Here is a 25,192-nt window from a genome sequence, read left to right as displayed (position 1 = left end):
GCGCGTATGGATCCATACGTATGGATCCATACGCGCTCACGCGGTCAGTTGTACGTCACCGAGAGCAGAACCAGAGCGCTGACCGCTTTCCAGGTCGTGTCACTCTCGTCAGGCACGCGCGCGAGCGCAAGCTCGGCACCGAGGCCAAGCCCCCACTCGTCCGCCAGCCACCACTCCTTGCCGATGCCGAAGTGGAGGCCCTGGCCGGTCTTGGTCTCTCCCAGGTTTTCGTCATTGCGGACAAGTCCGAGCTTCGTCACCGTGAGCGCACCTGACAGGTACACGTTGGCGGGCATGATGTAGTACGTGAGGCCAACACCGGCTGCGCCGAAGTTGCTGCGCAGATCCTCGTCATCGTTCTCGAAGGTGACGCCGCCAATCTTGAGGTCGGGGCTCGGCGTCGTCGTGCCGAAGAGCTTGCCGGCGATGATGAAGTTGCGAAAGAGCGCAAAGCCCAGCTCCACATTCAGCCCACCCGATCCGCCCTTCAGGGTGAAGGCGTCGTTGGAGGCGCTGGTGTAGCCAAGGCCTGTCTGCAAGCGAAGGTAGATGCCATCGTGCGTCTCAGGGGAAGCAGTTGCCGTCGACGCGGTGAAGATCACTGCTGCGAGAATCCAGGTCTTCTGCATGGGACTTCCTGAAATGGCGGGCCGGCCGCTCCGCGGTACCGCGCGCCGTCATAGCAAGATTCCCCAGGTGTTGGAGCAGGTGTTCAACTGGCGATGGGCTCAGAGACCTTGAGGCAGTGGCCGGTCCCCCCCGCGTTCCCTACGTTCCGCGACCACCCGATCCCTGGCGCGAGACCCGATGAACACCGACTTCCCCCTCGAGGGCATCAGCCCGAACTCCTTCCATGACCGCGGATATGGCGCGCTGGACCTGGGAATAGTCAACAATGCGGGGATTGCCTGCAGGCCTCAGGCGATCTGCATGACGTGCGGCGGAGAGGGGGCGATCCTCCATCAGGGGCTTCGGGACTGCCTCTTCGGCGCGCCGGGGAACTGGAACTTCAAGCGCTGCACCAATGCCCGGTGCGGCATGGGGTGGCTGGATCCGATGCCACTGCCAACAAGCGTGCACCGGTTCTACGAGGCCTACTACACCCACGACTCCCAGCCCGACGACGGGAATGATCCGTATTCCACCCGCGGCTGGAAGGCCGTGGCCAAATCCGTGCTCGCACGGGTCTTCTTCTGGAAGGCGGACACCTTCAAGTCCAACCTTCTCTTCCTGCAGGGGCGCAAGCCTGGACGGCTGCTCGAGGTGGGCTGCGGAAGTGGAACCTTCCTGCGTGCAGCGGCCAGGCATGGATGGGAAGCCGTGGGCATCGACATCGACCCCGGTGCCATCACCGCGGCCCGCAGGACTCCCGGGATCGAGGTTCGGCTCGGCGAGCTCACGGAGCAGGCGTTTCCGACGGGCGCGTTCGATGCGGTCGTGATGAACAACGTCCTCGAGCACGTTCACAATCCGGTCGAGATCATCGCCGAGTGCCGGCGCATCCTGGCTCCAGGCGGCCGCCTCGTGGCCGTGACACCGAACCTGGAGGCCTACGGCCACGATGTCATGGGCCCGGACTGGCGGGGACTCGAGATTCCGCGGCACCTCTATGTGTTCACGGGCCCCGCGCTGGTGCACCTGGGCCAGCGCGCCGGCTTCGATCGCGTCAGGAGCTTCTCCTCGGCGGGAGGAGGAGCGGGCCTGGGAATCCTCGAGGAGTCCTATCGCATCGCGGAGGCCAATGGGCGTGGCCATCGGCCACGCCCCCATGCAACGCGGAACATCCTTCGCCGCGAAATCATGGCGAATGCGGTAGGCCGCTCCAAGGGCGAGTGGGTGGTCCTTCTCGCCGACAGGGCGTAGTGCTGCTACTTGCTCCAGACGACCGCACTGGGGCTCGACGACATCCCCACGCCTGAAATCTGCACGTCCGGCGCCCACGTCTGGCCATCGAAGACGGCCCGCCAGAGCTGGCCGTTGTCACCCTTGCCCTGGTGGAAGAGGTGGAGCTTGTTTTCGAACACCACCGCCGACGGGCCGCCTGTCACTCCAATCGGAAGCCCCGCGTCCTGCGGCCACGAGCTGCCATCGGAGGAGACGGCGTGCCAGAGGACGCCACAATCCCCGCGCCCCTCGTAGAAGAGATAGAGCTTGCCGTTGTAAACCACCGCCGCAGGGCTGTCCGACAGGCCGTACGGCAGCCGCGTGTCAGCCGACCACGTGCTGCCATTGAAGGTGATGCACCAGAACTCGCCTGAGTCACCTCCGCCCTGGTGGAAGACATACAGCTTGCCGTTGAACACCACCGCCGCAGGGCTGGCGGACAGCCCCACCGGAAGCCCGGAGTCCTTCGACCACGAGTTGCCATCGAAGATGGCGTACCAGAGCACTCCGCAGTCATTCATGCCCTGGTAGAAGAGGTAGATCTTGTCGTTGTACACCACCGCCGACGGGCTCTCGGACAGGCCGTACGGTAGCTGGGTGTCACCCGACCAGGACTGGCCATCGAAGGTCCTGTACCAGAGCTGGCCGCAGTCATCGTAGCCCTGGTGGAAGACATACAGCTTGCCCCGGTACATCACCGCGGAGGGGCTGGAGGACATTCCGAGGGGAACATGCCCATCCGTCGACCACTGGCGGCCGTCCGTGAAGGTCCTCCAGAGCTCCCCGTTGTTGTGGTAGCCCTGGTGGAACGCCACGATCCCATTGCCAGGCAGCCAGGGTGGGCTGATCGACTCGTCGTCACCTGACCAGCTCGGGTTCCAGTTGCCCTTGCGCGACGGGCCCGTGGGGCCGCTCTCCCCGGAGACTTCCTCCGGAAGCTTGGAGATCATCGCCTTGACCGCTTCTTTGACCAGCCCGCCCACGCCCGAGAGCGCCGCGTCGACATAGTCCACGACCTTGCCCCACCGCCCCGTGTAATTCAGCCACTGCGGCTTGCTGAAGGGGTTGCTTGCGAGGAAGTCCGCGGACACGACGCGGCAGCGCCCGAGCAGGTCGACGGAGCGGCCCCTCGCCGTGTCGTTGCGAAGGCCGACCTCCGCGACCGTCACGCCCTCCGGCTTCCAGGAGAAGCCATTGGACAGATTCGTCCCCGCGTGCGCATAGCTGGCGTGGCCGTTGCGGGATGAATAGACCACCGGCCGCCCGTTCTGCCACTCGAGTTCCTGTGACGGGTTCCTGAACCACTCGCCTCCAGAGTGCTGTGACATGTAGACGCTGTCGAGCGCCAGGGAGTCCGCTCGGAAGCGCAAGGTGATGTGCTCCCAGTCTCCCTCGTGCTCTCCCATGGGAGTCAGGGAGACATCGCTGTTCACGGCTCCGACGAGGAGTTCGACCTTGGCAGTCCCGGCGCCGTTGTAGGCGTAGAAGAACCAGAACTGCAGATCCAGAAACCCCGCATCACGGTGATACTTGGCGTTCACCAGCGCCTCGGCGCTCTCCAGGTTCCCGGCGCGGGCCGATGAAGGCGTGGTGAGGTAGTACCGATCCTCTCCTCCATTCACGGTGGGGAGCACCGCCGGCAGGCTGCCCGCGGGTGTCGTGCTTCGGGTCGTACGATCGTACAGGCTGGCCTGGCGGAGGAACCAGTCGACGGAGCACATGAAGAATTGCTCGTCGGGGTGGAAGTAGACGATCGGCGCGTACCGCTGGAGAAGCGCCGTGATGTTGTCGGCCGTGATGCTGGAGATGCCGGGAGTGCGCGGGCCGCCCTCGAGGACCCACTGCTCCCACTCCGCGGAGTTGGCGTGCGTATAGAGCCCTCCATTGCCATTGACGCCCAGGTGCAGGCCGAACTCCGCCGAGGTGATCAGGAACACGCCGTTGGCCCGGGGCTCGATCTTCCAACGCTCCCATTCCAGTCTGTTGGTATGGGTATAGACCGTGCCATCAGCCCTCGAGCCCAACTGCTTCCGGTTGACGTCCACGAGGTAGACCCGGCCGTTCCCGGCATCCTCCACGGCCCAGCGCTCCGAGTACTCGTGAGCGGTATTGCTCGAGACGTTGCCATCCGGCGCGGCGACCAGTCTCCTCTGATGCGTGGTGTTGAAGAGCACGATGGACGAGCCCACGAGCGCGTCCCGCGCGATCCACTGCTCCCACTCCGCGGTGTTGGAGTGCGTATAGAACCGTCCCTCGGGCGCGACCCCCAGGTGCAGTCCGAACTGAGCCGAGGTAATCAGCACCCGCCCATTGGCCTGCGGCTCGAGCCTCCACCGCTCCCATTCCGCTCTGTTGGAATGGGTGTAGACCGACCCGTCCTGCCGTGAGCCCAGCTGCGTGTTGTTGGCGCTCACGAGGTAGACGAGACCGTTCCCCGCATCCTGCACGGACCACGTGGTGGCCGTCCCCACGGACTCGTTGATGGCATAGAGGCTTCCATCCGGCCTGGCGCCGAGGAGCGTGCCATGGTGGGAGGTGAAAGAGATGCGCTGCCCGATGAATAGCGATTGAGGCATATGGCTTTCTCGCTCCCGGGGATGCCCAGGCGGGAGCGCGGGTGGGTGATTTGAAGACAGAACGGCCACGTCTCGCCGGGGCAAGATGCGAAGGTCAGGGATGAACGTGAGGGGCCTGGCTTTGCCGGGCCCACGCTCCGTGGCGAGGCTTCAAGGACAGTAAGTGAAGTTTCAAAACCAGACAATATTATTTTCATGTATTACCTGTTTGGTTTCATCCCTCGCGAGGTTGGCTTTGGAGAGGGCACACCCAGCCAAGCCGCTGTTCCACAAGAGCTTCGCGAGCAGAACCGTGTCAGGCTTTACTTGGCGTGATTCGCGAGCCGCGCGACCGTGGCAGGTAGGCCAGCAGGGCACGAACAGCAGTCACCACCGATGGTGACTGCTGTCACCAGGCCCGGAGGGCGCAGCGGCCCTCGGCGCCTTGTCGGGACAAGTAGGATTCGCTGGAATTACACGGGTTTCCGGCAAACGGACTCTTTGGGGTTTGTTGGCAAGCGGGATGCATTGGCTTCGGGCAAGGTCTCTTCAGACCTCTTCACCCACACACAAAGAAGCCCATGACTCGAAAGCACAACGCACTCTCTACTGTGACAGCGCTGTTCGCAGGACTGGCCACCGTTCACGGCCTGCCGGCCACCGCTCAGGCCGCACCTTCCGTGGAGGCCCGCCCCGCTCCGGAAGTCTCCCCAGAGCTCCTGTCCGCGATGCGGCGGGACCTGGGACTCAGCGAGGATCAGCTGCGCAACCGTCTGGCCTTCGAGGCCAAGGCTCCCGAGATCGAGAAGACGCTCCGCACGGAGCTGGGCGACACCTTCGGTGGCTCCTGGCTGAGCGCGGACGGCACACAGCTCTTCGTCGGTGTCACGGACGAGGCCAACGCCGAGCGCGTCCGCCGCGCTGGCGCAGTACCGAAGCTCGTCGCGCGGAGCAAGGCCCAACTGGACCGCGTGATGGACGAGCTGAATGCCAACGTCAAGAGCGCCCCCGCGTCCGTCCATTACTGGTACGTGGACGAGCCCACCAACACCGTCGTCGTCCATGCCGAGGAGCTGGGCGCGGCCAAGGCTCGGGCCCTCTCGTTCGTCTCCCGTAGCAAGGGAGCCACGGACGGCACCATCCGCGTCGTCCCCTCCACCGAGGCCCCCCGCCTGGTGTACGACGTGCGCGGAGGTGACGCCTATTACCTCAACAACGTGCGCTGCTCGATCGGCTTCTCGGTCAACGGCGGCTTCGTCACCGCGGGCCACTGCGGCGGCGCGGGCTCCGTCACCCGTGGGAGCAACAACGTAACGATGGGCACCGTCCAGGCGTCCGTCTTCCCCACCAACGACTACGCCTGGGTCGCCACCAACGGCGATTGGGTCCCGCAGCCGTGGGTCTACAACTACAACAACGGCAACGTCATCGTCTCGGGCTCCGCCGAGGCGGGCGTGGGTGCCTCCATCTGTCGGTCCGGCTCGACGACGGGCTGGCGCTGTGGAACCCTCGAGGCCAAGAACATCACGGTCAACTACTCCGATGGCCCGGTCTACGGTCTCAACCGGACCAACGCGTGCGCGAACCCCGGTGACTCAGGTGGCTCGGTCATCTCGGGCAACCAGGCCCAAGGTGTGACGTCCGGCATCGCTGGGGGCTGCGAGACCAGCGCTCCGCAGACCTTCTTCCAGCCGATCAACCCCATCCTGAGCCGGTATGGCCTCACGTTGAAGACGAACGGCGGCACCAGCGGCGCCAAGTCGTTCGTCTCTCGGATGAATGGCAAGTGCATCGACGTGCCGAACTCCAACTTCTCGGACGGCGTGCAGCTCCAGACGTGGGACTGCAATGGCACCAACGCCCAGAAGTTCACCTTCGACGGCCGCAAGCTGCGCGTCGGCGACAAGTGCGTGGATGTGGCCTGGGCCTCGTCGGCTGACGGCACGGCGATCCAGATTGCCAACTGCAGCACCAACACCGCGCAGGACTTCGTGCTGAGCGAGGCGGGCGACCTGGTGAGCTACATGGCCAACAAGTGCGTGGACATCAGCGGTTGGAACTCGGCCAGCGGAGCCAAGCTGGTCCTCTGGACGTGCACGGGCGGCGCGAACCAGAAGTGGGATTTCCGCTAGAGCCATAAGACAGTTTCTGTTTCACCGGAGCCCCTGCGCCGCATCGCGCAGGGGCTCTTTCATTCCGGTCCACTTGTCATACCAGTTCGTCAGGCCCCGACGTCGGGCGGGGCCGCCCCGCCTTCAACCGTGGGGGCTCCTGCCCCTCCACGCGGCCGGGAGTTCCTCGTGGCACCTGAGCCGGAAGCAGCAGCGCTGGGAGCGCGATCAGAGCCGCCGTCAGGCAGGCCACCTCCCCCACCGCCGCCAGCATGCCGAAGCCCGCCAGCGCCTGGTTGTCGGAGAGCATGAGCGAGGCGTAGCCGATGATGGTGGTGGAGGAGCACAGGGCCACAGCTCCTCCTGTGTCGCCAATCACCCGCGCGAGTGAGCCGGGGCCCGCCGCGCGGTAGCGCAGCACGAGGTTCGCCGCATAGTCCACGCCGATACCGAAGGTGATGGGCAGCACGACGAAGTTGAGGAAGTTCAGCCGCAGCCGCTGCGCGGCGGCGATACCCACTAGCCATGCCGCGCCCAGCAGCAACCCGGCCAGCACCGTCACCGCGGGGCGCCACTGCCGCAGCACCGCCAGCACGAGCACCGACACGCCAATCAGCGCCAGCAGCGTGGCGCGCGGGCCGTCCTCCAGGATGGCGACGGTGATGTCCGTGATGAGCAACGGCCGGCCTATCGCCATCGCGTGGTCGCCCGCTTGTTGGATGGAACCACGGATGGTGTCCGTGAGCTCACGCGCGTATTTCGCATCGAAGGTGCCCACGCGTCGGGGGTAGACGACGGCGATGCGTCCCACCGTGCCGTCACGCTCGGTAAGCGGCTGCCGGAGGGTGAGCGGGAGATCCTCCCAACGCGGGGGACGAAGATCCTTGGGAGGCCGGTATTGTTCGGCCTGCTGGCGCACATCCTGTGGGAGCCGCTCCAGGAGTGAGTCCGACAGCATTCCTCGCAGCTCACGCAGCAGGGGGACCTTGGCCTCCGCGTCCCCCGGAAGCACCGTGCGCGCGGTGCGTATCTCGGACAGAGGGGCCTGGGCTCCCAGCGCGCGCTGCTGGGCCTCCAGCACGCCCACGACCCGTTGGAGCTCCTCGGGCGTGTCCGCCACGATGACGATGGGGGTGAGGTACGTCTGGAACACCTCATCCACCCGGTCGCCCCAATAGATCGAGCCACGCTGCTGGCTGTACCGGGCGCGCAGCTTGTTGAAGTTGGTCTCCACCAGCTGGCCGCGATAGGTCGCCACGGCCACCGCCGAGGCCGCTAGCAGCAGCAACGCCACCGTCTGGATGAGCCGACGCCGACGCTCCAGCAATCGAGCCACCGCGGAGGTGAGGGGCACGGCTCCCGTCACGCGCGAGAAGTCCATCGGACGCCCGGCCTCGAGCGTCGCGAGCAGCGGCGGCAGCAGGAGGTAGGCCCCAAGCCAGCAGAGCGCCATGCCCAGGCCGCCGATGATGCCGAACTGGCTGAAGCCTCGGAAGCGCGTCGCCGCCAGCGACAGATAGGACAGGCCCGCCGCGAACGAGGCCACGAAGGTGGGGGCGACGGTCCCGCTCCACGCCGTGGGCAGGGCCTGCTCCACCGGTGCGCCGTGACGGCGCTCCTCCAGGTACCGTCCCATGAAGATGATGGCCGCGTTGATGCCGTTGCCCACCACGATGGAGCCGAGGAAGGCGGTGTTGGCGTTGAGGTGGCCGATGAGCCATTCCGACAGCCCGAAGCTCACGGCGCACCCCACCGCGAGCGAGCCGCAGATGGCCGCCAGCGCACGCCAACGCCGGAAGTACAGCCACAGCACCAGCAGGACACCCGCGATCACCAGCGCGCCGGAGGAGAGGAGATCCTGCTGGAGCGCCTCCTGCTCCTCCGTCAGGGTGGTGACTTCGCCGCTGTAACCCACCCGCAGGGAAGGGTCATAGGCGTGCGGATTGAGCGCGGCCACCTCGGCTCGCACGCGCTCCAGGAATGTGTGGTTGAAGGCATAGCCGGTGTTGGACTCGGGCGGTCGGACGAGCAGCACGAGCAACTTGCCGTCGGGCGACTGGAAGTAGCCGCCGCGGAAACGCTCCGTGGAGGCGAACCCTCCGCCGTAGTGGGACGCGATGTCCCGGAAGTCCAGGGGCGGCGCCGGCTCTCCGAGGAGGTCGACCATCAAGGGGTTGGCGTGCTGCCGCTCCCAGCGGATGCGGTCCCTCACGCGCTCGACGAGGGTGCGCAGATCCGCGAGCGACAGGTAGAACAGGCCGAAGCGCTGCAGGTACGCGCGCTCTACATCCACCCGGTACTGAACGGATTGGACCTGCGAGGGAGGGAGCGCACTCAGGCGGAGCGCGAGCGCATCCGCGAAGCGCTGGAGCGCCCGCGGATCTTGGCCCTCCAGGACGATGGAGAGGAGATTCACGTCATACAGGCGGGGCGAGAGCTCCCGAGCCGCCACCACGCTCGGGGCGCTCGAGGGCAGCAACTCCTCCACCTCGCTGCGCAGATCCTGGTAGAGGCGGACGGTGAAGAAGGTGCCCACCAGGGCGAGCACCGCCGCCGTCGCCAGCACGGCGCGCCGGTGGAGCACGAGCCATCCGACGAGCCGTCGCGAGAATGCCTCTGGCCAACCCGTCATGCAGTGTCCCCGCTTCCGGCGCGGTTTCTGGACACCGGTGTCGCCACTCGGCTCGCCGCGAGTCCCGTGCTCCAGGCTCGCTATAGCTCCGCCGAGGGCTCACCCTCTGGCCTACCTCGAACCTCCCCGCTCACTACGAGACACCGCCAAGCGGGACTGTCCTCTTTCCGCCGCGAGAGGAGGCTTCAAGCCAGGCCCCCTCTCCCTCTGATGCGCCTCGGCTCGAAGAATATGTAACCCCTCGGCTACGCGTTATTGACACTGTCTTGCCTGCTCGAATATGTAACGCATCGCTTACGTATGGACTCTGCATCGCACCTCGACGCCGTCTTCTTCGCCCTCTCCGACGCGACCCGGCGCAGCCTGCTGGCGCGCCTGCTGGAAGACGACTGCACCGCGGGTGCGCTGGCCGAAGGCTTCGAGATGAGCCGGCCGGCTGTGTCGCGGCACTTGCGCGTGCTTCGTGAAGCAGCACTGGTACGCGAGGAGCGCCGCGGCCGCGAGCGCGTGTACACCCTGTTGCCGCAGCGCTTGCAGATCATCGGTGCCTGGCTCGACGCATATCGCGTCTTCTGGCCGGCGCGGCTGCACGACCTCAAAGACTTCGTTGAGTCGCTTCCCGATGAACCCCCACCCCGGAGAAAAAAGTGAATCACCGCCACCAGACAGAGAAAACCCTGAACGCGACGCCCCAGCGTGTCTTCGAGGCGCTCGCCGATTCAGCTCAGCTCGAGGTGTGGTTCGCCGAGCATGCGAAGGTCGAGGCCCGGCTCGGGGGAGCGTTCCAGTTCTGGGGCAAGGCCACGCTCGGTGCTCCCCCCGAGCCCGACCCCAGCCAGAAAATCACGGCCTTCGAGCCGAACCGGGTGCTCGAGCACGGGTGGCGCGTGCTCGGCCAGCCATCGGTGGTGCGGTATCAGCTCGAGCCGGACAGCGACGCCTCGCGAACGAAGCTCACGCTGACCCACGAGGTGAGCGGCGCCCTGCCCTTTCGCTCGACCGCGCATACGCTGGATGATCTGTGGCGAATGCAGCTCGGCAACCTGTCCGAGCATGTGCGTGGCCGCCAAGGCGGTGTGGTCCTGCCCGACTTCTCGAGCCGAGAGCCCACGGTTCGCAGCTCCATCGAGATCGCAGCGGCGCCGGCGAAGGTGTTTCGCGCGCTGCTCGAGCCGGAGCTGATGAACCGCTGGCTGTACGCCTCAGCGAAGGTCGACGTCGCGAAGGGCACGTACTCGTACGGCTGGCAATACGAGGTCGAGGGGAGACAGGTTTCGGGGGGCCCGACGCGGATCATCGAGCTGGTCGAGAACGAGCGCCTGGTGACCGACTGGCCCGATTGGCGAGGAGAGCCCGGCAAGCCCCCCACCCGCGTGACCTGGCTCCTCGAGGCGCTCGACGGCGGCACACGCACGCGCGTGACGGTGGTGCACGAAGGCTTCGAGCACGCCGTGGACCGCAGCGATTACCAGCAGGGCTGGGCTGGCTTCCTCGGAAAGCTGGCTGCGGTGTTGGCAGAGGTCTGACCTCCGCACGCGGGCTCAAGGCGAGCCTCCCGACACCTCCTCGCCGTGGACGACGCTCACCGCGTCCAGGTCGAACCCGCCCGCGATCCCACCATAGCCGTTGGCGCCGCTGTCCCGAATGCGCACGAAGCGGGCTCGTGACACCCCCACCTCGCTCAGATCGAACCCGTCTCCTCCCGCCACCGAGGGATCCGTGGGGCTGATGCCGTTGTCGGGGTGGGAGAACACGGGGTGGACGCCAGCACACCCCGGATAGCCCGCATCCGGGTTCGTGGCGTCGCATGGGAACTCGTGCCACGTGAGCCCGTCGTCGCTCACCGCGACAACGCCCGTCTCCGCGAAACGCCCGAAGGGGTTCTCGAAGACGAGCAGATCCACGCCAGGGCCGTCCACTGGCACCCAATCGGTGAATTCCAGGACAATGACGCCCTGTCGCCCCAGGGAGAGCACATCCAGCGAACCCTGGCTGCTGCCCTCTCCCCGAGGAGGCCCGAGCACCACCCCTGGGAAGAGATCCTGGCCGAAGCCCGCAGCCTCCCCCGGCTGGAACGAGACGACGCGATCCGCGAAGGGGTCCACCTGCCTCGGCCCGGCGTCAGGTCCCGCGTCCGAGGGAGGGGTCCCTGCATCCGAGGGGGTGAAGCCACCGTCCCCGGGAGGCTCGGGCACTCCCGGAGCCGAGGACTCGCCACAGGCCATGGCGACCAGGAGGGAGCCCAGTCCCAGGCAGACCCGCCAACCGGTAGAACGGCGCGAGCTCATGGCTGCTGGAGCCGGACGAGCCGCCGACCGTTCTTGTCCGTCACGCCCACCAGCAGATCACCCCCCAGGGGAGCCAGCACGTCCACGGCGGTGCAACTGTCGGAGAATCTCAGCACGGGTGTCGGAGTCCCCACCTCAACCTCCTGATCGTCCTGGCTCGAGATCGTCAGCGCCACCCGGGTGATGTCGATGTAGACGGGAGTGAAGGTCGCGTCATAGTTCCCTCGCAGCAGCGCCACTCCGTCGCCGAAGCCGCTTGCGCCGAAGAGGTCACTGCCCACGTCGACCTCAGCGGCCTGCGCAAGCTCGAAGGTAGCCCCGTTCGTCAGCGCCGGCTTGTAGAGCGCGGGAGGAGCCGCCCGCAGGCGGTTGATGAAGGTGTTTCCATCGAAGTAGCCGAGCGCCGCGATGCCCTCGTGCGTCATGGCGCTCAGACCGCTGGAGGCACTCCAGGACGAATCAAAGGTGGCCAACAGCCTGGCCGTGGGCGGATCGCTCTCGAGGTCCAGGACGTAGATGCCCGCGGAGCCCGAGCTACTCCCCAGCCCCAGGCCGTTGATGAAGAAGATCCCCGGCAGCGCTGCGGCGCTGTAATTGCCGGGCGCCGCGTAGTAACCGGACTTCTCTGGAGCCGTGGTGTCATAGAGCGCGACGTTACCGGGGAAGCCCGCTCCGGACCTGGTGTAGCCGGTGAGCAGCCGCGTCCCGTCATTCACCAGATAGCTGCCGAGGAAGACACTCTTGGAGCGATCGTCTGGGGCGAGGACCGGGAACAGCGCCTCTCCCCCCACCTGAAGGGACGGCCAGGAGCCCAGAGACACGAAGCTGCTGTCATTCGAGCGCAGACCGTAGAGCGTGTAGACAGGGCCAGGGCCGATGGCTGTCACCGCGAGGATGTTGGCAGGCAGGGACGCGCTCTCCGCCGCCTGGAAACCTGCCTCGAGATGGAGCGTGCCGAGCTTCGCATCATACGAGGCGGTGTCGCAGGTGTTCAGGCCCCCATCCGTCCCCCCATCGGTCCCACCATCGGTCCCACCATCCGTGGGCACCTCGGTCCCTCCATCGGAAGTCCCTCCATCCCCGCGAGGAGGAGGATAGACCGACAGAAACGGCTTGCACTGGTTGTCCACGCAAACGTAGGGGTTGGCGGGATCTTTCCGCTCGGGGGTCGTCTGGCAGTCGAAGGAGTTGGTGCACTCCTCGCCGTCGCACCCTGCACCCAGCCACGCGAGCCCCATGGCCGCGAGCAGGGGCATGCACTTCATTCGGTTGTTTCCGCTCCACATCCGGCTTCTCATTCGCGTCCTCTGCTCCGGCGCCCACTCCGGGCGGGTGGCCTTCACTTCCGAGGGATGAGAGCGGAAACGACCTTTCTTTGGGCAAGAGAAGGGCGTCTCCGTCCCCTCCCCTCGGAGGCTCCGGTGATGTCCGCGCACCGCGCGGGTCCTCGGCAGGTTTTCGGACTCACAGGCTCGAGTGCCCTCGGGGAGTTCACTCACCTACTGGCCGTCGCTTCCCAGCCCAAGGGCCAGTGCTCACGATGACGGCGGTCGTTCCTGTTCACCGCTGCGGGGCAGTCCCGGACTCACACCGGGTTCCCTTGAGCGCCCATGGTGTCATGGAGCGCACCGAAGACGCGCAAGGGATATGGCGGAGCTTCTGGATTGTCAAACACCGCCTTCGGTCAGTGGCGAGCTCGTCCAGGTCCCTGCGGCCTCTTGAGCCGTCCATCAGAGCTGCTGCCACGGAATGACCGTCTTCAGGTAACCGACGCGGTTCGAGCGCAACCCGGGGCGGGTGTAGTCGGCAACGCCCGCGACGTGGAAGAAGAAGTCCCAGGTGTTCGGAGCCGTGCGGATCCCGAAGACCAGGCACATGGTCTCGTGGAGCACCACGTTGCCGCGATCCTGGCCCGTCTTGCGGTTGCGATAGTTCAACGCGACCGCTGACTCGATCTTGGCGCCCACCCCCACGTTCCAGATCTTGGCCAGGTAGTCCCCCTTGCGCATCCGGTGGGTGATGATCTCGTTGGGTCCTTGAACCGCCTGCATCAAGGCGTCCAGATACGCTTCCGCCAGATCCGGACGGTTGTGGTCGGTGGCCATGCCAATCTTGTTGGCGTTCGCATGGTGGACCCGGACCTGATTGGTGACGGTGTCCCGAGTCACATAGAAGTGGCAGCCGTTGAATGGGCCTGACATGACGAGGGCGGGCCCCGCGTTGTTGAGGTCCATCGAGACGATGCAGGAGTCCTCCCAGCTCAGGTACTGGCAGCCGATCGCGGCACCCGGGTTGGCCTGGTAGGCATGAAGCTCGTTGACCGGAGCACCGCCAAAGGCGTTCATGGTCTCGGCGGTGATCGTCAGATAGATGTTGATGTTGTTCTGCTCGATCACGGCGTTGTTGGGAACCGCGACGGCGTTGCCCGCGACCATGGCCCCGATGTCGTGCTGGGTGAGGCCCTGGAACGCGGCGTTCCCAACCAGCGGCTTCGTGCGGTTGTACCAATTGGGAGCAGGCCGATCGGCCAGGCTGAGGAACAGCGGCTTCTTCTGCAGCAGGTTCAACCGCGTGCCGTTGTTGTTGAACTGGGCGATCAAGGTCATGCGACGCTCCTGGCTGCGTGGCCCCAAGAATTCTAGCAGCGACGTTCCCCGCCGACCACCGCATGGCTGGCGCAACCCCCCCCCGCGAGTCCGGCTTGACGCCGTTGAGCCGGCCTCACCTGCCAAGTCATTGAGCCACCGAGGAGCGGTTGCCATAGTCGCGTGATGGCTGACACGCCGAAACCGGAGGCGGACGTTCCCGTGGGAGTTGACCGCCGCCGGTTCCTGACATGGCTGGTCGCCTCGCCAACATTGATGGTCGCGGCGAGGTTGGGGCTCGATGTGCCGCCCGCCAGCGCGGCGGAAACGCCCGCCGAGACTCCGCTGGATCTCTACATCACCATACGCACCGATGGGCGCATCCTCGTGACGTTGCCTCGCACCGAGATGGGGCAAGGCATCACCACGGGCGTGGCCATGCTCGTCGCGGAGGAGCTCGATGCCCCGCTGAGCTCGGTGGAAGTGCGCAGCGCTGACGCCGATCCGCGCTGGCTCATCCAGCTCACCGGATTGTCATCGACGATGCGCTACCTGGCCGGTCCCCTCCGCGCCGCGGCCGCCGATGCCCGGGCTCGGCTGGTGACCGCCGCCGCGCACCGCTGGCATGTGCTCGCGCTCACGCTCTCCACCGCCAACGGAGAGGTGATTGCTCCCGACGGGCGCCGAATCGCGTACGGCGAGCTGGCTCAGGAAGCGGCCAGCGTGTGGATACCGGAAGTCCCCTCGCTGCCGAAGGCAACGAGCGCATACACGGTGGTGGGAAAGCCCACGGGGCGCATCGACGCCCACGACATCGTGACGGGGGCTGCGCGCTACACCCTCGACGTGGATATCCCCGGGACCGTGTCCGTGCTGGTGGCCCGGCCGCCCACGCTGCGCGGTACGGTCCAGACCTTCGATGCTTCAACCGCCTCCGCGGTGCCGGGGGTGGTGGGAGCGGTGGGCCTGCCCTCGGGGGTCGCTGTCGCGGCCCAGAACTTCGCTCAGGCGTTCGCGGCGCGTGATGCCCTGCATGTCACCTGGAATCCGGGGCCCGCAAGCCAGCTCTCCGACGCCACGGTCCGGGCCAGCCTGCGCGATGCGATCGGCCCTCGGCCGCTCCCGCCGCTGTTCACCACCCAGACCCTGGAGGGCCGCTTCGACTTTCCCTATCTCGCCCACGCACCCATGGAGCCACAGAGCTGCGTGGCTCGAGTGAACGCGGACAGCGCCGAACTCTGGACCGGAGCGCAGGATCCCAAGTACGCACAACGCCAGGTCGCCGAGGCGCTCGGCTGGGCGCTCAATCCCCAGCGCGTCACAGTCCACCCGATGCGAGCGGGAGGCGGCTTCGGCCGGAGGTTCTTCTCCGAGGCTGCCGTGGAGGCCGCGCTCGTCTCGCGGGCGCTCGGGAGACCCGTGAAGTTGATGTGGACGCGCAACGATGACATGCGCCACGGCCATTTCCGGCCCGCCAGCCACCACCGGATCCTCGCCTACCTCGGTCTGGGCGGATCGATCCTCGGGTGGCACCACCGCGCCGCCATTCCCACGGTGGAGTTCCCTCACGGCTTCGGAGATCTCCTCACCGCCCTGGTCGGAGGGACTCTGCCGGAGGTGACCAGCCAGGTGTTCTTCGCGATCACACAGCACGTGCCCTACGCCTGGGGACTGGTGACGCAGGAGATGCGCGAGGTCTCGCTCCCCATCCCCACGGGCTCGTTCCGCTCCGTGTTCACCAGCCAGGTGGGCGTGGCCAATGAAATCTTCGTGGATCAGCTCGCCAGAACGTTGGGGCGAGACCCGGTCGAGCTGAGACGATCCCGGCTCACCTCGAGCCGCCTCAAGGCGGTGTTGAACGAAGTGGTGCTCAAGGGGCAATGGGGCCGGCCGTTGCCAGCCGGGGTGGCTCAGGGGGTGGCGGTGCTCGAGGAGTGGGACAGTGCCATCGCCCACCTCGTCGAGGTCGACGTCACGAGCGGGACTCCCCGGGTGCTACGCGTCGTGATTGCCGCCGATGTGGGGCTGCCCATCAATCCGAAGAGCATCGAGGCCCAGCTCCAGGGAGCGGCCGTCGACGCGATGTCGACCACGCTGAGCGCGGGTATCCACATCGACGCGGGAGCCGTGCGCGAGGGCAGCTTCGCGGACTACGGCTGGCTGCGGATGAAACACACACCCGCCGAGATCCAGGTCCACCTCATCCGCTCGGGTGATCACGTGGGGGGAGTGGGAGAGCTCGGCTACCCCAGCGCGGCGGCGGCGCTGGCCAATGCGATCGCCCGGGCCACGGGTACCATGCCCACCGGGTTCCCGATTCTGGACGCAGGAGCCTGACGATGCCGGTCATTCACTTCACGCTCAATGGTGGCCCCGTGTCTGTGGACACGCCGATAGACATGCCCCTGTTGTGGGTGCTGCGAGAGGTGCTGGGCGTCACCGGCCCGAAATACGGCTGTGGGGTCGGCGTGTGCGGGGCCTGCACGAGCCACCTCGATGGCGCGGCCTTCCGTCCGTGTATCCACCCCGTGGGCGGTGTAGAGGGCCACCAGGTGACGACCATCGAGGGATTGGGAGCCCAGGGGCTCCATCCCGTGCAGCAGGCGTGGATCACGGAGGACACGGCCCAATGCGGGTACTGCCAGCCCGGCCAGATCATGGCCGCGGTGGATCTGCTCCGGAAGAACCCCCACCCGACCGATGCGGAGATCGACGCGGCGATGAGCGACAACGTCTGCCGGTGCGGCACGTACTTCCGCATCCGGGCCGCCATCAAACGCGCGGCTCAGGCACTTCAGCAGGCTCGCGGAGAAGGCGGATAGCGGAGCATCCAGGGAAGAGTCCTCTCCCGGTTTGATCGATTGCGGAGGGCACTCCGTCAGTGCCCCGGCCGCACTCAAGCGTGCGTCGGCGGGACGTCCCAACCGAAATGGGCGCACAACGCTTGGACGTCGAGGCGGTCCTTGGCGGCGGGGGGATAGCTCGTCTTGAACTTCAGCATCCACTCGGGAGCAACGCAATCCAGGAGCTCGCCTCCGAGCTGAACCGATCCCGTCAGTGAGCCCCATGGGTATGCGATGCCGGAGACATTCCGGCCCTCCGCGTCGTACTCAAACACGTGCACGTCGATACGGTGGGAACCACGGCCCACCAGAAAGCAGTCTTCACTTCTGCCGGCTCGATCGATCGGGAGAAAGCCGCGGTCCCTGCACCAGCGATGGAAGAGAGGGAGGTGCATCCGTGAGATCGCAATGTCGACATCGGCATGAGGGCGGAGTGGGCGATCGACAAGCGCTTCGACGCAGAAGCCGCCATCAAGCCAGGCGCGGATCCCGTGCTCTCGGAGGCTCTGAAAGATGCCGACGACGTCGGATGTGTCCACATCGAGAGCGCTACCACAGGCATGGCCCGGTTTGAACCGCTCGGTCCATCGCGAGCAGACTGAGGTCAGAAGGTTCCATGGGATTCAGGAGCGGCGGCGTCCCTCCGGGGCCTGGCTGGCAGTGCGAGGAAATGCACGGCGCAAGAGCGCCTCGGCCATATCGAGCTCAGCGGTCGGTACACCCTTCGCTCCCGACTCGATCCAGCTCGACATCACCACGTTGAGCGCAGCCAGATAGACGGCCGCGAGCAGGCGAGCGTGCAGCACGTCGTGCTTGGAGCCCCTCGCCGGAAGCAACGCGCTCGAGACCAGCTCTTCGATCTTCCGGAACAGCCTTCCCTGGTAGGCGCGCAGCGACGGAGTTCGCTCAATGAGCCGCTGGCAGCGCACGAACTGCTCGGGCGTAGCGGAGGGCGCGAGCAGGACGGTGCGCGTGGCGCGCATGAGCTCCTCGATGGGATCGGCGCTCTTCGCTACCTCCTTCAAGAGCAGGGCGATCTGGCGGTTCTCTTCCTCTTGCCCGAGGAAGACGAGGTCCTCCTTGGTGGCGAAGTAACGAAAGATGGTGCGCGGTGAGACCTCGGCGGCGGCGGCCACGTCGTCGATCGTCGTCTCGTCGAAGCCCTTCTTCTCGAACAACTCGAGCGCTGCCTCGACGATCTCCTGGCGCGTGCGCGCCTTCTTCCGCTCCCGCAGTCCCGTCATCGCGGGTCGAGATTCACTCGCGACGGCAGCCCCTGTCAAAGGGCAGATTGCGCAAATTGGCAGTCACTGCCATATTGACAGGAACTGCCACAAAGGAGCGACACGGATGAACGACACGCTGATCGTCGGAGCGGGCCCGGTGGGCCTCTTCCTCGCCGCGGAACTGAAGCTCCAGGGCCACACGCCCCTCATCATCGATCGGCTCGAGCGCCCCACGGGGCTGAGCAAGGCGTTGGGAGTCCAGGGCGGCGGAGTGGCGCTGCTCGAAGCGCGCGGCCTGCTCCCGTTGTTCAAGGCTGAAGTCATGCGAGAGGGCCCGGTTGGGCTCCACTTCGCGGGGCTACCGCTGGACGAGCCGACGGCGTTCCTCTTCGTGCTGCAAGCGAGGGTGGAAGCCGTTCTCGAGGCCCATCTCGATTCGCTGGGGGTGCGGGTTCAGCGCGGCGTCGCGCTCGAGGACTTCGAACAGCGGGACGATCACGTGCGCGTCACGCTCCGGGCGAAGGGGGACGTCCGCACGACCGAGGTGCGGTACCTCGTGGGCTGCGACGGGGCCCAGAGCACGGTGCGCACGCTCGCGGGGATCGACTTCCCCGGCACCGAGCCCACGATGCTGCTGCGCCTGGGCGACGTGCGCATGCCGGGCGCCACCCTGACGAGCGAGGGGTTGCTGCTCCCGAACGGAGCGCGTGCTCCCTTCGGTGTCGGTGTGCCCATCGACGACGGCTACTTCCGCGTCGTGGCGCGCGAGCCCTACCCGCCCGGCTTCGATCGCAAAGCCCCGTTCCATCTGGAAGAACTCCAGGCGGCCCTGCGGCGCTCGTTTGGCTTCGACATTCCGGTGAGTGAGCCGCGTTGGCTGTCGCGCTTCACGAACGCGGCGCGGCAGGCCGCGACCTACCGCAAGGGACGCGTGCTGCTCGCGGGCGACGCCGCTCACATCCACCTGCCCGCCGGGGGCCCGGGTATCGGTACGGGTCTCGGTGACGCGGGGAACCTCGCGTGGCGCCTCAGCGCGGTGCTCGGCGGCCATCACCCGGACACGCTGCTCGACGGCTATCACGAGGAGCGGCATCCCGCTGGCGCACGCGTGCTGCAACACACACAGGCGCAGTCGGCGCTGATGACGCCAGGTCCGCACCTGCCGGCCTTGCGGGGGCTCCTCGGCGAGTTGCTCAGGGTGCCCGAAGCGCGCCGCTTCGTCTCCCGCCGGGTGCAGGGCCTGGACAATCACTACGGCGACGATCCGAATCCGCTCGTCGGCCAGTGGATGCCAACCCCGATCGATCTCCGACGTGGGCGCTTCGTCCTGCTCCTGCCGTCCTCCCTCGCCTTCGAGAACGAGTGGGGCGAGCGTCTCGAGGTGCGGCCCGGCGAGCAGCCGCTGCTCATCCGACCGGATGGTTTCGTCGCATGGGCGGGAGACGGAGACATTCGCACGGCGGTCTCACGGTGGCTCGGCCGCGGTTGAAGAACGGTCCGCGGACGCAGTTACTTCACCCACTCAATCCAGTGCCTGCGGCCCTTGATGCGGCCCTCTTGCAGCGCCCGGAGCGCCACGCGCACGACGCGCTTGGAGACGGCGACGAAGGCCTGGCGGTCCTGGATCTCGATCTTCCCGACGTCCGAGGCATTCAGCCCGCCGGCCTCGCCCGTCAAGGCTCCGAGGATGTCCCCCGGCCTCATCTTGTCCTTGCGGCCAGCGGAGATGAGAAGTGTCTCCCAGGCCGACTCGAGCGACATCCGCCCTGCGGCATCCGCCGGGGGGAGCGCCTCCACGTCGCCGGGCTCCAGCTTCACGCCAGTGGCCTTCTCGATGTCCTCGACCTTGCGCTCATCTCGTGGGGTGACGAGGGAGATGGCCAGGCCCGTTCTCCCCGCGCGCCCCGTGCGGCCGATGCGATGCACGTAGGGCTCGGGCTGAAATGGCATATCGAAGTTGATGACGGCATCCAGGGCCTCGACGTCGATGCCACGCCCCGCGACATCCGTCGCGATGAGGATCCGGATGCTTTGATTGCGGAACCTCGCCATGACCCGATCGCGCTCGCTCTGCTCCAGGTCTCCCTGGAGCCCCGCCGCGCTCACGCCCGCCTCGCCCAGCGATCGAGTCAGCTCGACCACCGTCGCCTTGTGGTTGCAGAACACGATGGCGGAGGTCGGCGAGTGCTGCCGCAGGATGCGCAGCAGGAGCGCCGTCTTCTGCTCGGGCGCGCAGGGGTAGCGGAGCTGCTGGATGTCGGGCGGCGCCTCCGCCTCGACGACTGTCACGCGCGTGGGGTTCTTCTGGAACTCACGGCTCAGCTCCTCGATGGTCGGAGGAAACGTGGCCGAGAAGAGCACCGTCTGGCGCGTGCGAGGGGTGGCTCCGAGGATACGCTCCATGTCCTCCCGGAAGCCCATGTCGAGCATCCGATCGGCTTCGTCCAGCACCACGGTGGCGAGCTGACCCGTCTCCAGGACCTCCCTGTCGAGCAAGTCCATCACACGACCCGGAGTTCCGACGGCGATGTGTGCGCCTTTCTCGAGCGCGTTCACCTGGGGCCGGATGGGTTGGCCTCCCGCGAGCACGAGCACCTGGAGTCCGGGCAGCCTGCGGCCCAGCCGGCGGAACTCTCCGGCCACCTGGGCGCAGAGTTCCCGGGTGGGGCACAGCACGAGCGCCTGGATGCGCCGCCGCGAGAGCTGGAGCTTCTCCAGGATGGGAAGCGCGAAGGCGGCCGTCTTCCCACTCCCCGTCTGGGCCTGGCCGATGAGATCGCGCCCTTGCAAGAGCACCGGGATGCTCTGGGCCTGGATGGGCGTGACGGTCTGGAACTCCAGTTCCTGGAGAACCTGGAGCAGCGGCGGAGAGAGAGGGAGTGCGGCAAAGTCCATCAGGGCCCTTGTAACAGCTCCGTCGACCTGATGCGCAGCGGCAGGGTCTATTCGGAGGAGGAACTGGTAGAATTGGAGCGATTCTCCTGGGAGCGCTCGTCCATGTCCGCCTTCGCCCGGAAGCTGCCGCCTTCGAGGATGCATCCCGCAGCTCCGAAGTCTGCTCCGCGCCATTCAGGGCCCGCGCCGGCCGTGAACCCTTCCTGGTCGCGGCTGGCCACATCGAGCACCGTTGGAGCGGCGCTCTCGCCCGAGGTGGCCGGCGAGAGGCGGCGCTACTTCGAGCCGTACCTGCCGTCCATCAGCTCTCCAGGGGATGCCTCCGAGCGTGAGGCAGACGCCGTGGCCGACAAGGTCATGCAGAGGCAAGGCGGGAGCGAAGAGGGAGTGGTTCAGAGGAAGGCACAGGGCAGTGTGGCCCCGGTCGTGAGCTCCCCCCTCGTTCACGACGCACTGAATTCACCGGGCCAGCCCCTCGATCCCGGCACCCGCTCATTCATGGAAGAGCGTTTCAACCAGGACTTCAGCCATGTGCGCGTGCATAGCGACGCGCGGGCGGCAGCGTCAGCGCGGGCGGTGAACGCGTTGGCCTATACGGTGGGGCGGGACATCGTCTTCGGCAGCGGGCAGTTCGCACCTTCGAAGGAGACCGGGCAGAGGCTGTTGGCTCACGAGCTGGTGCATACGCTCCAACCAGGGCCTGCTCGACTCCAGCGCGCCGCGGGATCCGGAGCCACCGAGCCCGTCGACCCGGACACCCTGGGTCCCCTCTTCATCAAGACGAAGGCCGAACTCGAGAAGCAGGGGCTCCCGGCCCTGAAGGTGAAACCTTCCGTCGCGGGGGTTCCGTACGTCCTGTTCAGCCCTCACTCCGAGGCGGGCAAGGTGCCCCTCCGAGGTCTGCTGGAGGGAGGGGACGCCTTCCTGATCCGCTCCGGTCAGATATACCGGCAGGTCTGGGCACAGCAGGAGGGCAAACCCGCGGATCGATTCTATTGGGGGTGGGTGAATCCCAGCCTGCTGGAAGCCAAGGCAAAGCCCCCCGCGGAGACGACTGCCCCTGCCGCACCGGCAAAACCCGAGCCGGCCCCCGAGGGGCCACCGCCGCTCACCGCCGAACCCAACGTCAAATGTCCCGACAACCAGGACGACACCGCGGCCCTCAAGTGCTTCACGGAAAGCGTCCGCGAGCAGGTTCGTCATTCCATCGAAGGAGACATCTATCAGGCGCGCTTGAAGAAAGGAGTCGAACTCTTGCAGAGCGCCGGATTCGGACGTCTCGAAGGCAGTCCCAGGCAGTTCGAACCGGGCGGACCTCTGGACTGGGAAGGGGAGACCTACAACAAAGACTACTGGAAGGCGGAGGACCACCCGAAGTTCCTCCGCAAGCTGGTGCTCAAGCCGGACAAGCAGCCGTCCGCAGCCATCGACGACATGTTCTCCCACCTCGGCGAATGGAAGGTCGATTGCGGTCAATTCGTCCAGGTGGCGAACCTCTACGCGCTGAGGCATGCGCTCGGCACCCAGGGCTTCAACCAGCTGAACAAAAACGAGGTGGCCTTCGAGCTGAAGCCCCATGCCTCGACCGGGGTGCGGAGGGTGAAGTTCTACGAGCGCTTCCGCCCCGACGCTCCCATGGTGCGTCATCCCGAGAAGGAGCCCGAGACGAAGAGCATTGACGAGCTCCTGCGGGAAGCCCCGGTGGGGAGTCGGGTCATGTGGACCAACCTTCAGGCGCCCTTGTCCTCCGCCTATCACAACGAGAACACCTTGAAGCTCGGCGACGACCAGTTCGCCGCGCACGGGTTCATGGCGGACTTGAAGAAGAACGTCTTCACGCGCAAGGAGCTGGAATTCGCGCTGGCGAAGCTGACGCAGAATCCCCCGGACGACGCGTACATCAAGGCCAACGTCTTCGTCGCGGAGATCGAGCACTATCAGTCACCGCGCAACCCGACGCCGTAACCTCGCGAAACTCAGCCCCTTGGTTCAGGTTCAGCACGTTGCGAGTGCGGCCCGTCTGCTGGAGCAGGCGCAAGCACTGACCCTCCCTCCCCTTTCGTTGCTGCGAGCCGTGGGGCAGGCTGTCGCGCATGTCCGGTGCTCCTCCGTCCTCGCTTCAACCCGCCGCGCTGCCGGTGGGCACACTCGTGGGCCGCTGGCGCGTGGTGGGTTGGGCGGGCCGGGGCTCCCATGGCACTGTCTACCGGGCCGTCCCCGCTGACAGCGAACTCGCCGCTCCCGTGGCGCTCAAGCTGGCCTTGGTGCCTCGCAATCCCTGCTTCGCTCGCGAGGCCGAGCTGCTCTCCCGCCTGCGCAACGGCAGCATCCCCCGCTTCTGGGAGTCGGGTGAGTGGCAATCTCCCGGCGGCGATTTCTTCCCCTTCCTCATCATGGAGTGGGTGGACGGCCTGCCGCTGTATGCCTGGGCTCGCCAGCAGACGTTCTCCGTGCCCCAAGCCAGCCAGATGCTGGCTCACCTGGCGCGAGCCCTCCAGAGCATCCATGCGCAGGGAGCCGTGCACCGCGATGTGAAGGGCGACAATGTCCTGGTGCGCCGCATGGACGGACGCGCCATGCTGATCGACTTCGGCACTGGCTTGTACCCGGAGGCCGAGACGTTGACGCCCCCGGATACCTTCCCGGGCACTCCCGCCTACCGCTCGCCCGAGTCCGGACTCTTCGAACTGCAGAACCTTCGCTCTCGCTCGGCACGCTATCGCGCGGGGCCAGCCGATGAACTCTACGCGCTGGGCGTCACCGCGTGCCGCTGGCTCACCGGCGAATATCCGCAGTTCTCCGATCCCTTCCAGGACGCACAGGGAGTCTGGCGCATGGAGGCGGTGAAGCTGCCCCAGACGCTGGCACGGGTGGAGCCGTCGCTGCGCCCCCCCGTGCAGCGCCTGCTCTCGGTGCTCCCGGAAGAGCGCGGCTCCGTGCTGCAATTCGCCGAAGAGATGGAGCGGCTGGCGCGCCCTCGTCCTGTCGTGGCCGTGCCAGCCTCTGAGCCGCCTCCTCCGGTCCCACGCCCCGAAGTGAAGCCTCCGCTGCCCGAGGTCCCCTCTGACAACACACGGCCCGTGGAGAGTGTCCCTCCTCGGAGGACGGCGCGGTGGATGTGGCCGGCGCTGGTCACCGCCGCTGCCACTCTGGCCGTGGCCCTCTGGGCAAGCTGGGGCGTGGTCGAGCAGCTCACTCAGAAGCTCTCCCTCCTCTCGTCCACGCCCGGGACCTCGCAGCCAGACGCAGGCACCGCAGGGCTCGGAGACACCGTGTCCGCCGCCTCCTCCTTGGATGCGCCCGAGCCGCCTCTCCCTGCCATGACCGAAGAGTCCATCCCCGAGCCCATCCCCGGGCAGACACGGCCGGATTCCAAGGGGCGCTGCCCTCACAAGCGACAGGTCGCTCTCAATGGAGCCTGCTGGGTCCCTTTCGATCTCGACGAGTGCGAGGCTTCGTTCTCCAGTGGGCAGGTGTTCCGGGGCAGGTGCTACGTGCCCGCCATGCCACGAAACCGTCGCTCCACCTCGGAGACGCCTCCCAAGCGGTAGAAACAAGGGCTCGGGTGATACCACAGCTCGCCCAGGCCACACTGGCGCCCCACCCCACTTCCGGGAGCGCGTCTCTCACCCCGTACCGGTTCACGCAGTACGCTCACAAGTCTTCACCAAACTCCGCGTGTAGTTCCTTGAGCAGGTCGGGTCGGTCGATGCTCTGCCATGCATCACGCGCAGCGGAGAGGTGAGAGTTGCGCTCTGCCGGGACCGACGAGAGTCTGGCGAGTCGCCTGTTAGTCATGCCAATTGAATAAGGCTCCGGAATGCGCTGGTACAGAAGCAGAGATTGCTCGAAGAGGGCGCCGCGCCTCGTCATGGAGGGAGCGCTCCAGGGCGATGGCTCCGAGGCTTTGGATGCAGTTGGCCTCGCCGAGGAGGCTACCGACCTGCTGGAAGAGGGGGAGTGCCTTCTCGAAGAGGATGCGCGCCTCGTCATGGAGGGAGCGCTCCAGGGCGATGGCTCCAAGGCTGCGGATACAGTTGGCCGCGCCGAGGAGGTTAGGAGCCGCGCAGGAATAAAGTTTCAGTTTGCGGGTGCCCGAGATCGTGCCCATCAATGTAGGCATGGACCTGGAGGAAGTCATCGCGGCGAAGTACCAAGCGCTTGAGAGCGGAC

At 66.6% G+C, this 25,192-nt stretch carries 19 protein-coding genes and 1 riboswitch; of the genes, 9 read left to right on the top strand and 10 right to left on the bottom strand.

Annotated features, from left to right (window positions below; all coding sequences use genetic code 11):
- Positions 1 to 44: 44 nt before the first annotated feature.
- Positions 45 to 629 (bottom strand): outer membrane beta-barrel protein, encoded by a 585-nt coding sequence (locus KY501_RS41580; protein WP_224369540.1) that lies wholly within the window; start codon positions 627 to 629, stop codon positions 45 to 47.
- Positions 630 to 807: 178 nt separating this feature from the next.
- Here KY501_RS41580 and KY501_RS41575 point away from each other — a divergent pair, with 178 nt between their 5' ends.
- Positions 808 to 1,863 (top strand): class I SAM-dependent methyltransferase, encoded by a 1,056-nt coding sequence (locus KY501_RS41575; protein WP_224369539.1) that lies wholly within the window; start codon positions 808 to 810, stop codon positions 1,861 to 1,863.
- Between the two features lie 5 nt (positions 1,864 to 1,868).
- Here the strand turns inward: KY501_RS41575 and KY501_RS41570 are convergent, their stop codons facing one another.
- Complete coding sequence (locus tag KY501_RS41570) at positions 1,869 to 4,460, bottom strand: Vps62-related protein (RefSeq protein WP_224369537.1); 2,592 nt, start codon at positions 4,458 to 4,460, stop codon at positions 1,869 to 1,871.
- Positions 4,461 to 5,020: 560 nt separating this feature from the next.
- On the opposite strand from KY501_RS41570, the gene KY501_RS41565 reads away from it, so the two are divergent.
- The gene (locus tag KY501_RS41565) at positions 5,021 to 6,571 is read left to right on the top strand and encodes a ricin-type beta-trefoil lectin domain protein (protein ID WP_224369535.1); all 1,551 of its coding nucleotides are present in this window, start codon (positions 5,021 to 5,023) and stop codon (positions 6,569 to 6,571) included.
- 76 nt (positions 6,572 to 6,647) lie between these two features.
- On the opposite strand, the gene KY501_RS41560 is transcribed toward KY501_RS41565, so the two are convergent.
- Positions 6,648 to 9,182, bottom strand: a complete 2,535-nt coding sequence (locus KY501_RS41560; RefSeq protein WP_224369533.1) for an efflux RND transporter permease subunit — start codon at positions 9,180 to 9,182, stop codon at positions 6,648 to 6,650.
- Positions 9,183 to 9,482: 300 nt separating this feature from the next.
- Here KY501_RS41560 and KY501_RS41555 point away from each other — a divergent pair, with 300 nt between their 5' ends.
- A complete protein-coding gene (locus KY501_RS41555; RefSeq protein WP_224369531.1) occupies positions 9,483 to 9,833 on the top strand; it encodes an ArsR/SmtB family transcription factor in 351 nt (116 codons plus the stop codon).
- The gene (locus KY501_RS41550) at positions 9,830 to 10,708 is read left to right on the top strand and encodes an SRPBCC family protein (RefSeq protein ID WP_224369529.1); all 879 of its coding nucleotides are present in this window, start codon (positions 9,830 to 9,832) and stop codon (positions 10,706 to 10,708) included. Before KY501_RS41555 ends, KY501_RS41550 begins: the two co-directional genes overlap by 4 nt.
- Positions 10,709 to 10,723: 15 nt before the next feature.
- On the opposite strand, the gene KY501_RS41545 is transcribed toward KY501_RS41550, so the two are convergent.
- The 3 genes from KY501_RS41545 to KY501_RS41535 all read right to left on the bottom strand — a co-directional run bounded on the left by KY501_RS41545 (position 10,724) and on the right by KY501_RS41535 (position 14,076).
- On the bottom strand, positions 10,724 to 11,470 hold the full coding sequence (locus KY501_RS41545; protein ID WP_224369528.1) for a cell surface protein: 747 nt from the start codon (positions 11,468 to 11,470) through the stop codon (positions 10,724 to 10,726).
- Positions 11,467 to 12,735, bottom strand: a complete 1,269-nt coding sequence (locus KY501_RS41540; protein ID WP_224369527.1) for a hypothetical protein — start codon at positions 12,733 to 12,735, stop codon at positions 11,467 to 11,469. The genes KY501_RS41545 and KY501_RS41540 overlap by 4 nt, the downstream gene beginning before the upstream one ends.
- Before the next feature lie 167 nt (positions 12,736 to 12,902).
- Positions 12,903 to 13,118: riboswitch (cobalamin riboswitch) on the bottom strand.
- 82 nt (positions 13,119 to 13,200) lie between these two features.
- On the bottom strand, positions 13,201 to 14,076 hold the full coding sequence (locus tag KY501_RS41535; RefSeq protein WP_224369526.1) for a hypothetical protein: 876 nt from the start codon (positions 14,074 to 14,076) through the stop codon (positions 13,201 to 13,203).
- 165 nt (positions 14,077 to 14,241) lie between these two features.
- Between KY501_RS41535 and KY501_RS41530 the strand changes: the two genes are divergently transcribed.
- Positions 14,242 to 16,392 carry a xanthine dehydrogenase family protein molybdopterin-binding subunit gene (locus KY501_RS41530; protein ID WP_255637271.1) on the top strand — a complete coding sequence of 717 codons (2,151 nt, stop codon included), beginning with the start codon at positions 14,242 to 14,244 and terminating at the stop codon, positions 16,390 to 16,392.
- Between the two features lie 2 nt (positions 16,393 to 16,394).
- Positions 16,395 to 16,877 carry a (2Fe-2S)-binding protein gene (locus KY501_RS41525; protein ID WP_224369524.1) on the top strand — a complete coding sequence of 161 codons (483 nt, stop codon included), beginning with the start codon at positions 16,395 to 16,397 and terminating at the stop codon, positions 16,875 to 16,877.
- A 74-nt stretch (positions 16,878 to 16,951) separates the two neighbouring features.
- Here the strand turns inward: KY501_RS41525 and KY501_RS41520 are convergent, their stop codons facing one another.
- Both KY501_RS41520 and KY501_RS41515 read right to left on the bottom strand, forming a co-directional pair.
- Positions 16,952 to 17,437, bottom strand: coding sequence for a nucleotidyltransferase domain-containing protein (locus tag KY501_RS41520; protein WP_224369522.1), 486 nt, complete (start codon positions 17,435 to 17,437; stop codon positions 16,952 to 16,954).
- 84 nt (positions 17,438 to 17,521) lie between these two features.
- Entirely contained in the window at positions 17,522 to 18,142 is a 621-nt protein-coding gene (locus KY501_RS41515) for a TetR/AcrR family transcriptional regulator (RefSeq protein WP_224369520.1), read from the bottom strand.
- 106 nt (positions 18,143 to 18,248) lie between these two features.
- On the opposite strand from KY501_RS41515, the gene KY501_RS41510 reads away from it, so the two are divergent.
- The gene (locus tag KY501_RS41510) at positions 18,249 to 19,613 is read left to right on the top strand and encodes an FAD-dependent monooxygenase (protein ID WP_224369518.1); all 1,365 of its coding nucleotides are present in this window, start codon (positions 18,249 to 18,251) and stop codon (positions 19,611 to 19,613) included.
- 20 nt (positions 19,614 to 19,633) lie between these two features.
- Here KY501_RS41510 and dbpA read toward each other — a convergent pair whose 3' ends face one another.
- Positions 19,634 to 21,019, bottom strand: coding sequence for an ATP-dependent RNA helicase DbpA (gene dbpA / locus KY501_RS41505; RefSeq protein ID WP_224369516.1), 1,386 nt, complete (start codon positions 21,017 to 21,019; stop codon positions 19,634 to 19,636).
- Between the two features lie 102 nt (positions 21,020 to 21,121).
- On the opposite strand from dbpA, the gene KY501_RS41500 reads away from it, so the two are divergent.
- Together KY501_RS41500 and KY501_RS41495 are read left to right on the top strand one after the other, a co-directional pair.
- A complete protein-coding gene (locus tag KY501_RS41500; RefSeq protein ID WP_224369514.1) occupies positions 21,122 to 22,984 on the top strand; it encodes an eCIS core domain-containing protein in 1,863 nt (620 codons plus the stop codon).
- A gap of 128 nt (positions 22,985 to 23,112) precedes the next feature.
- Positions 23,113 to 24,570, top strand: a complete 1,458-nt coding sequence (locus KY501_RS41495; RefSeq protein ID WP_224369512.1) for a serine/threonine-protein kinase — start codon at positions 23,113 to 23,115, stop codon at positions 24,568 to 24,570.
- A gap of 239 nt (positions 24,571 to 24,809) precedes the next feature.
- On the opposite strand, the gene KY501_RS41490 is transcribed toward KY501_RS41495, so the two are convergent.
- The coding region (locus KY501_RS41490) for a tetratricopeptide repeat protein (protein ID WP_224369511.1) at positions 24,810 to 25,192 on the bottom strand (383 nt) is incomplete at its 5' end.

Origin of the sequence: Hyalangium versicolor, assembly GCF_020103695.1 — a bacterium.
Lineage (GTDB): Bacteria > Myxococcota > Myxococcia > Myxococcales > Myxococcaceae > Hyalangium > Hyalangium versicolor.
This window is presented reverse-complemented; position numbering and strand designations above follow the sequence as displayed.

Excerpts from the sequence above, each read along its gene's own strand:
- KY501_RS41580 (WP_224369540.1), bottom strand. The coding sequence starts at position 629 with ATGCAGAAGACCTGGATTCTCGCAGCAGTGATCTTCACCGCGTCGACG.
- KY501_RS41575 (WP_224369539.1), top strand. The coding sequence starts at position 808 with ATGAACACCGACTTCCCCCTCGAGGGCATCAGCCCGAACTCCTTCCAT.
- KY501_RS41570 (WP_224369537.1), bottom strand. The coding sequence starts at position 4,460 with ATGCCTCAATCGCTATTCATCGGGCAGCGCATCTCTTTCACCTCCCAC.
- KY501_RS41565 (WP_224369535.1), top strand. The coding sequence starts at position 5,021 with ATGACTCGAAAGCACAACGCACTCTCTACTGTGACAGCGCTGTTCGCA.
- KY501_RS41560 (WP_224369533.1), bottom strand. The coding sequence starts at position 9,182 with ATGACGGGTTGGCCAGAGGCATTCTCGCGACGGCTCGTCGGATGGCTC.
- KY501_RS41555 (WP_224369531.1), top strand. The coding sequence starts at position 9,483 with ATGGACTCTGCATCGCACCTCGACGCCGTCTTCTTCGCCCTCTCCGAC.
- KY501_RS41545 (WP_224369528.1), bottom strand. The coding sequence starts at position 11,470 with ATGAGCTCGCGCCGTTCTACCGGTTGGCGGGTCTGCCTGGGACTGGGC.
- KY501_RS41540 (WP_224369527.1), bottom strand. The coding sequence starts at position 12,735 with ATGAAGTGCATGCCCCTGCTCGCGGCCATGGGGCTCGCGTGGCTGGGT.
- KY501_RS41535 (WP_224369526.1), bottom strand. The coding sequence starts at position 14,076 with ATGACCTTGATCGCCCAGTTCAACAACAACGGCACGCGGTTGAACCTG.
- KY501_RS41530 (WP_255637271.1), top strand. The coding sequence starts at position 14,242 with ATGGCTGACACGCCGAAACCGGAGGCGGACGTTCCCGTGGGAGTTGAC.
- KY501_RS41525 (WP_224369524.1), top strand. The coding sequence starts at position 16,395 with ATGCCGGTCATTCACTTCACGCTCAATGGTGGCCCCGTGTCTGTGGAC.
- KY501_RS41515 (WP_224369520.1), bottom strand. The coding sequence starts at position 18,142 with ATGACGGGACTGCGGGAGCGGAAGAAGGCGCGCACGCGCCAGGAGATC.
- KY501_RS41510 (WP_224369518.1), top strand. The coding sequence starts at position 18,249 with ATGAACGACACGCTGATCGTCGGAGCGGGCCCGGTGGGCCTCTTCCTC.
- dbpA (WP_224369516.1), bottom strand. The coding sequence starts at position 21,019 with ATGGACTTTGCCGCACTCCCTCTCTCTCCGCCGCTGCTCCAGGTTCTC.
- KY501_RS41500 (WP_224369514.1), top strand. The coding sequence starts at position 21,122 with ATGTCCGCCTTCGCCCGGAAGCTGCCGCCTTCGAGGATGCATCCCGCA.
- KY501_RS41495 (WP_224369512.1), top strand. The coding sequence starts at position 23,113 with ATGTCCGGTGCTCCTCCGTCCTCGCTTCAACCCGCCGCGCTGCCGGTG.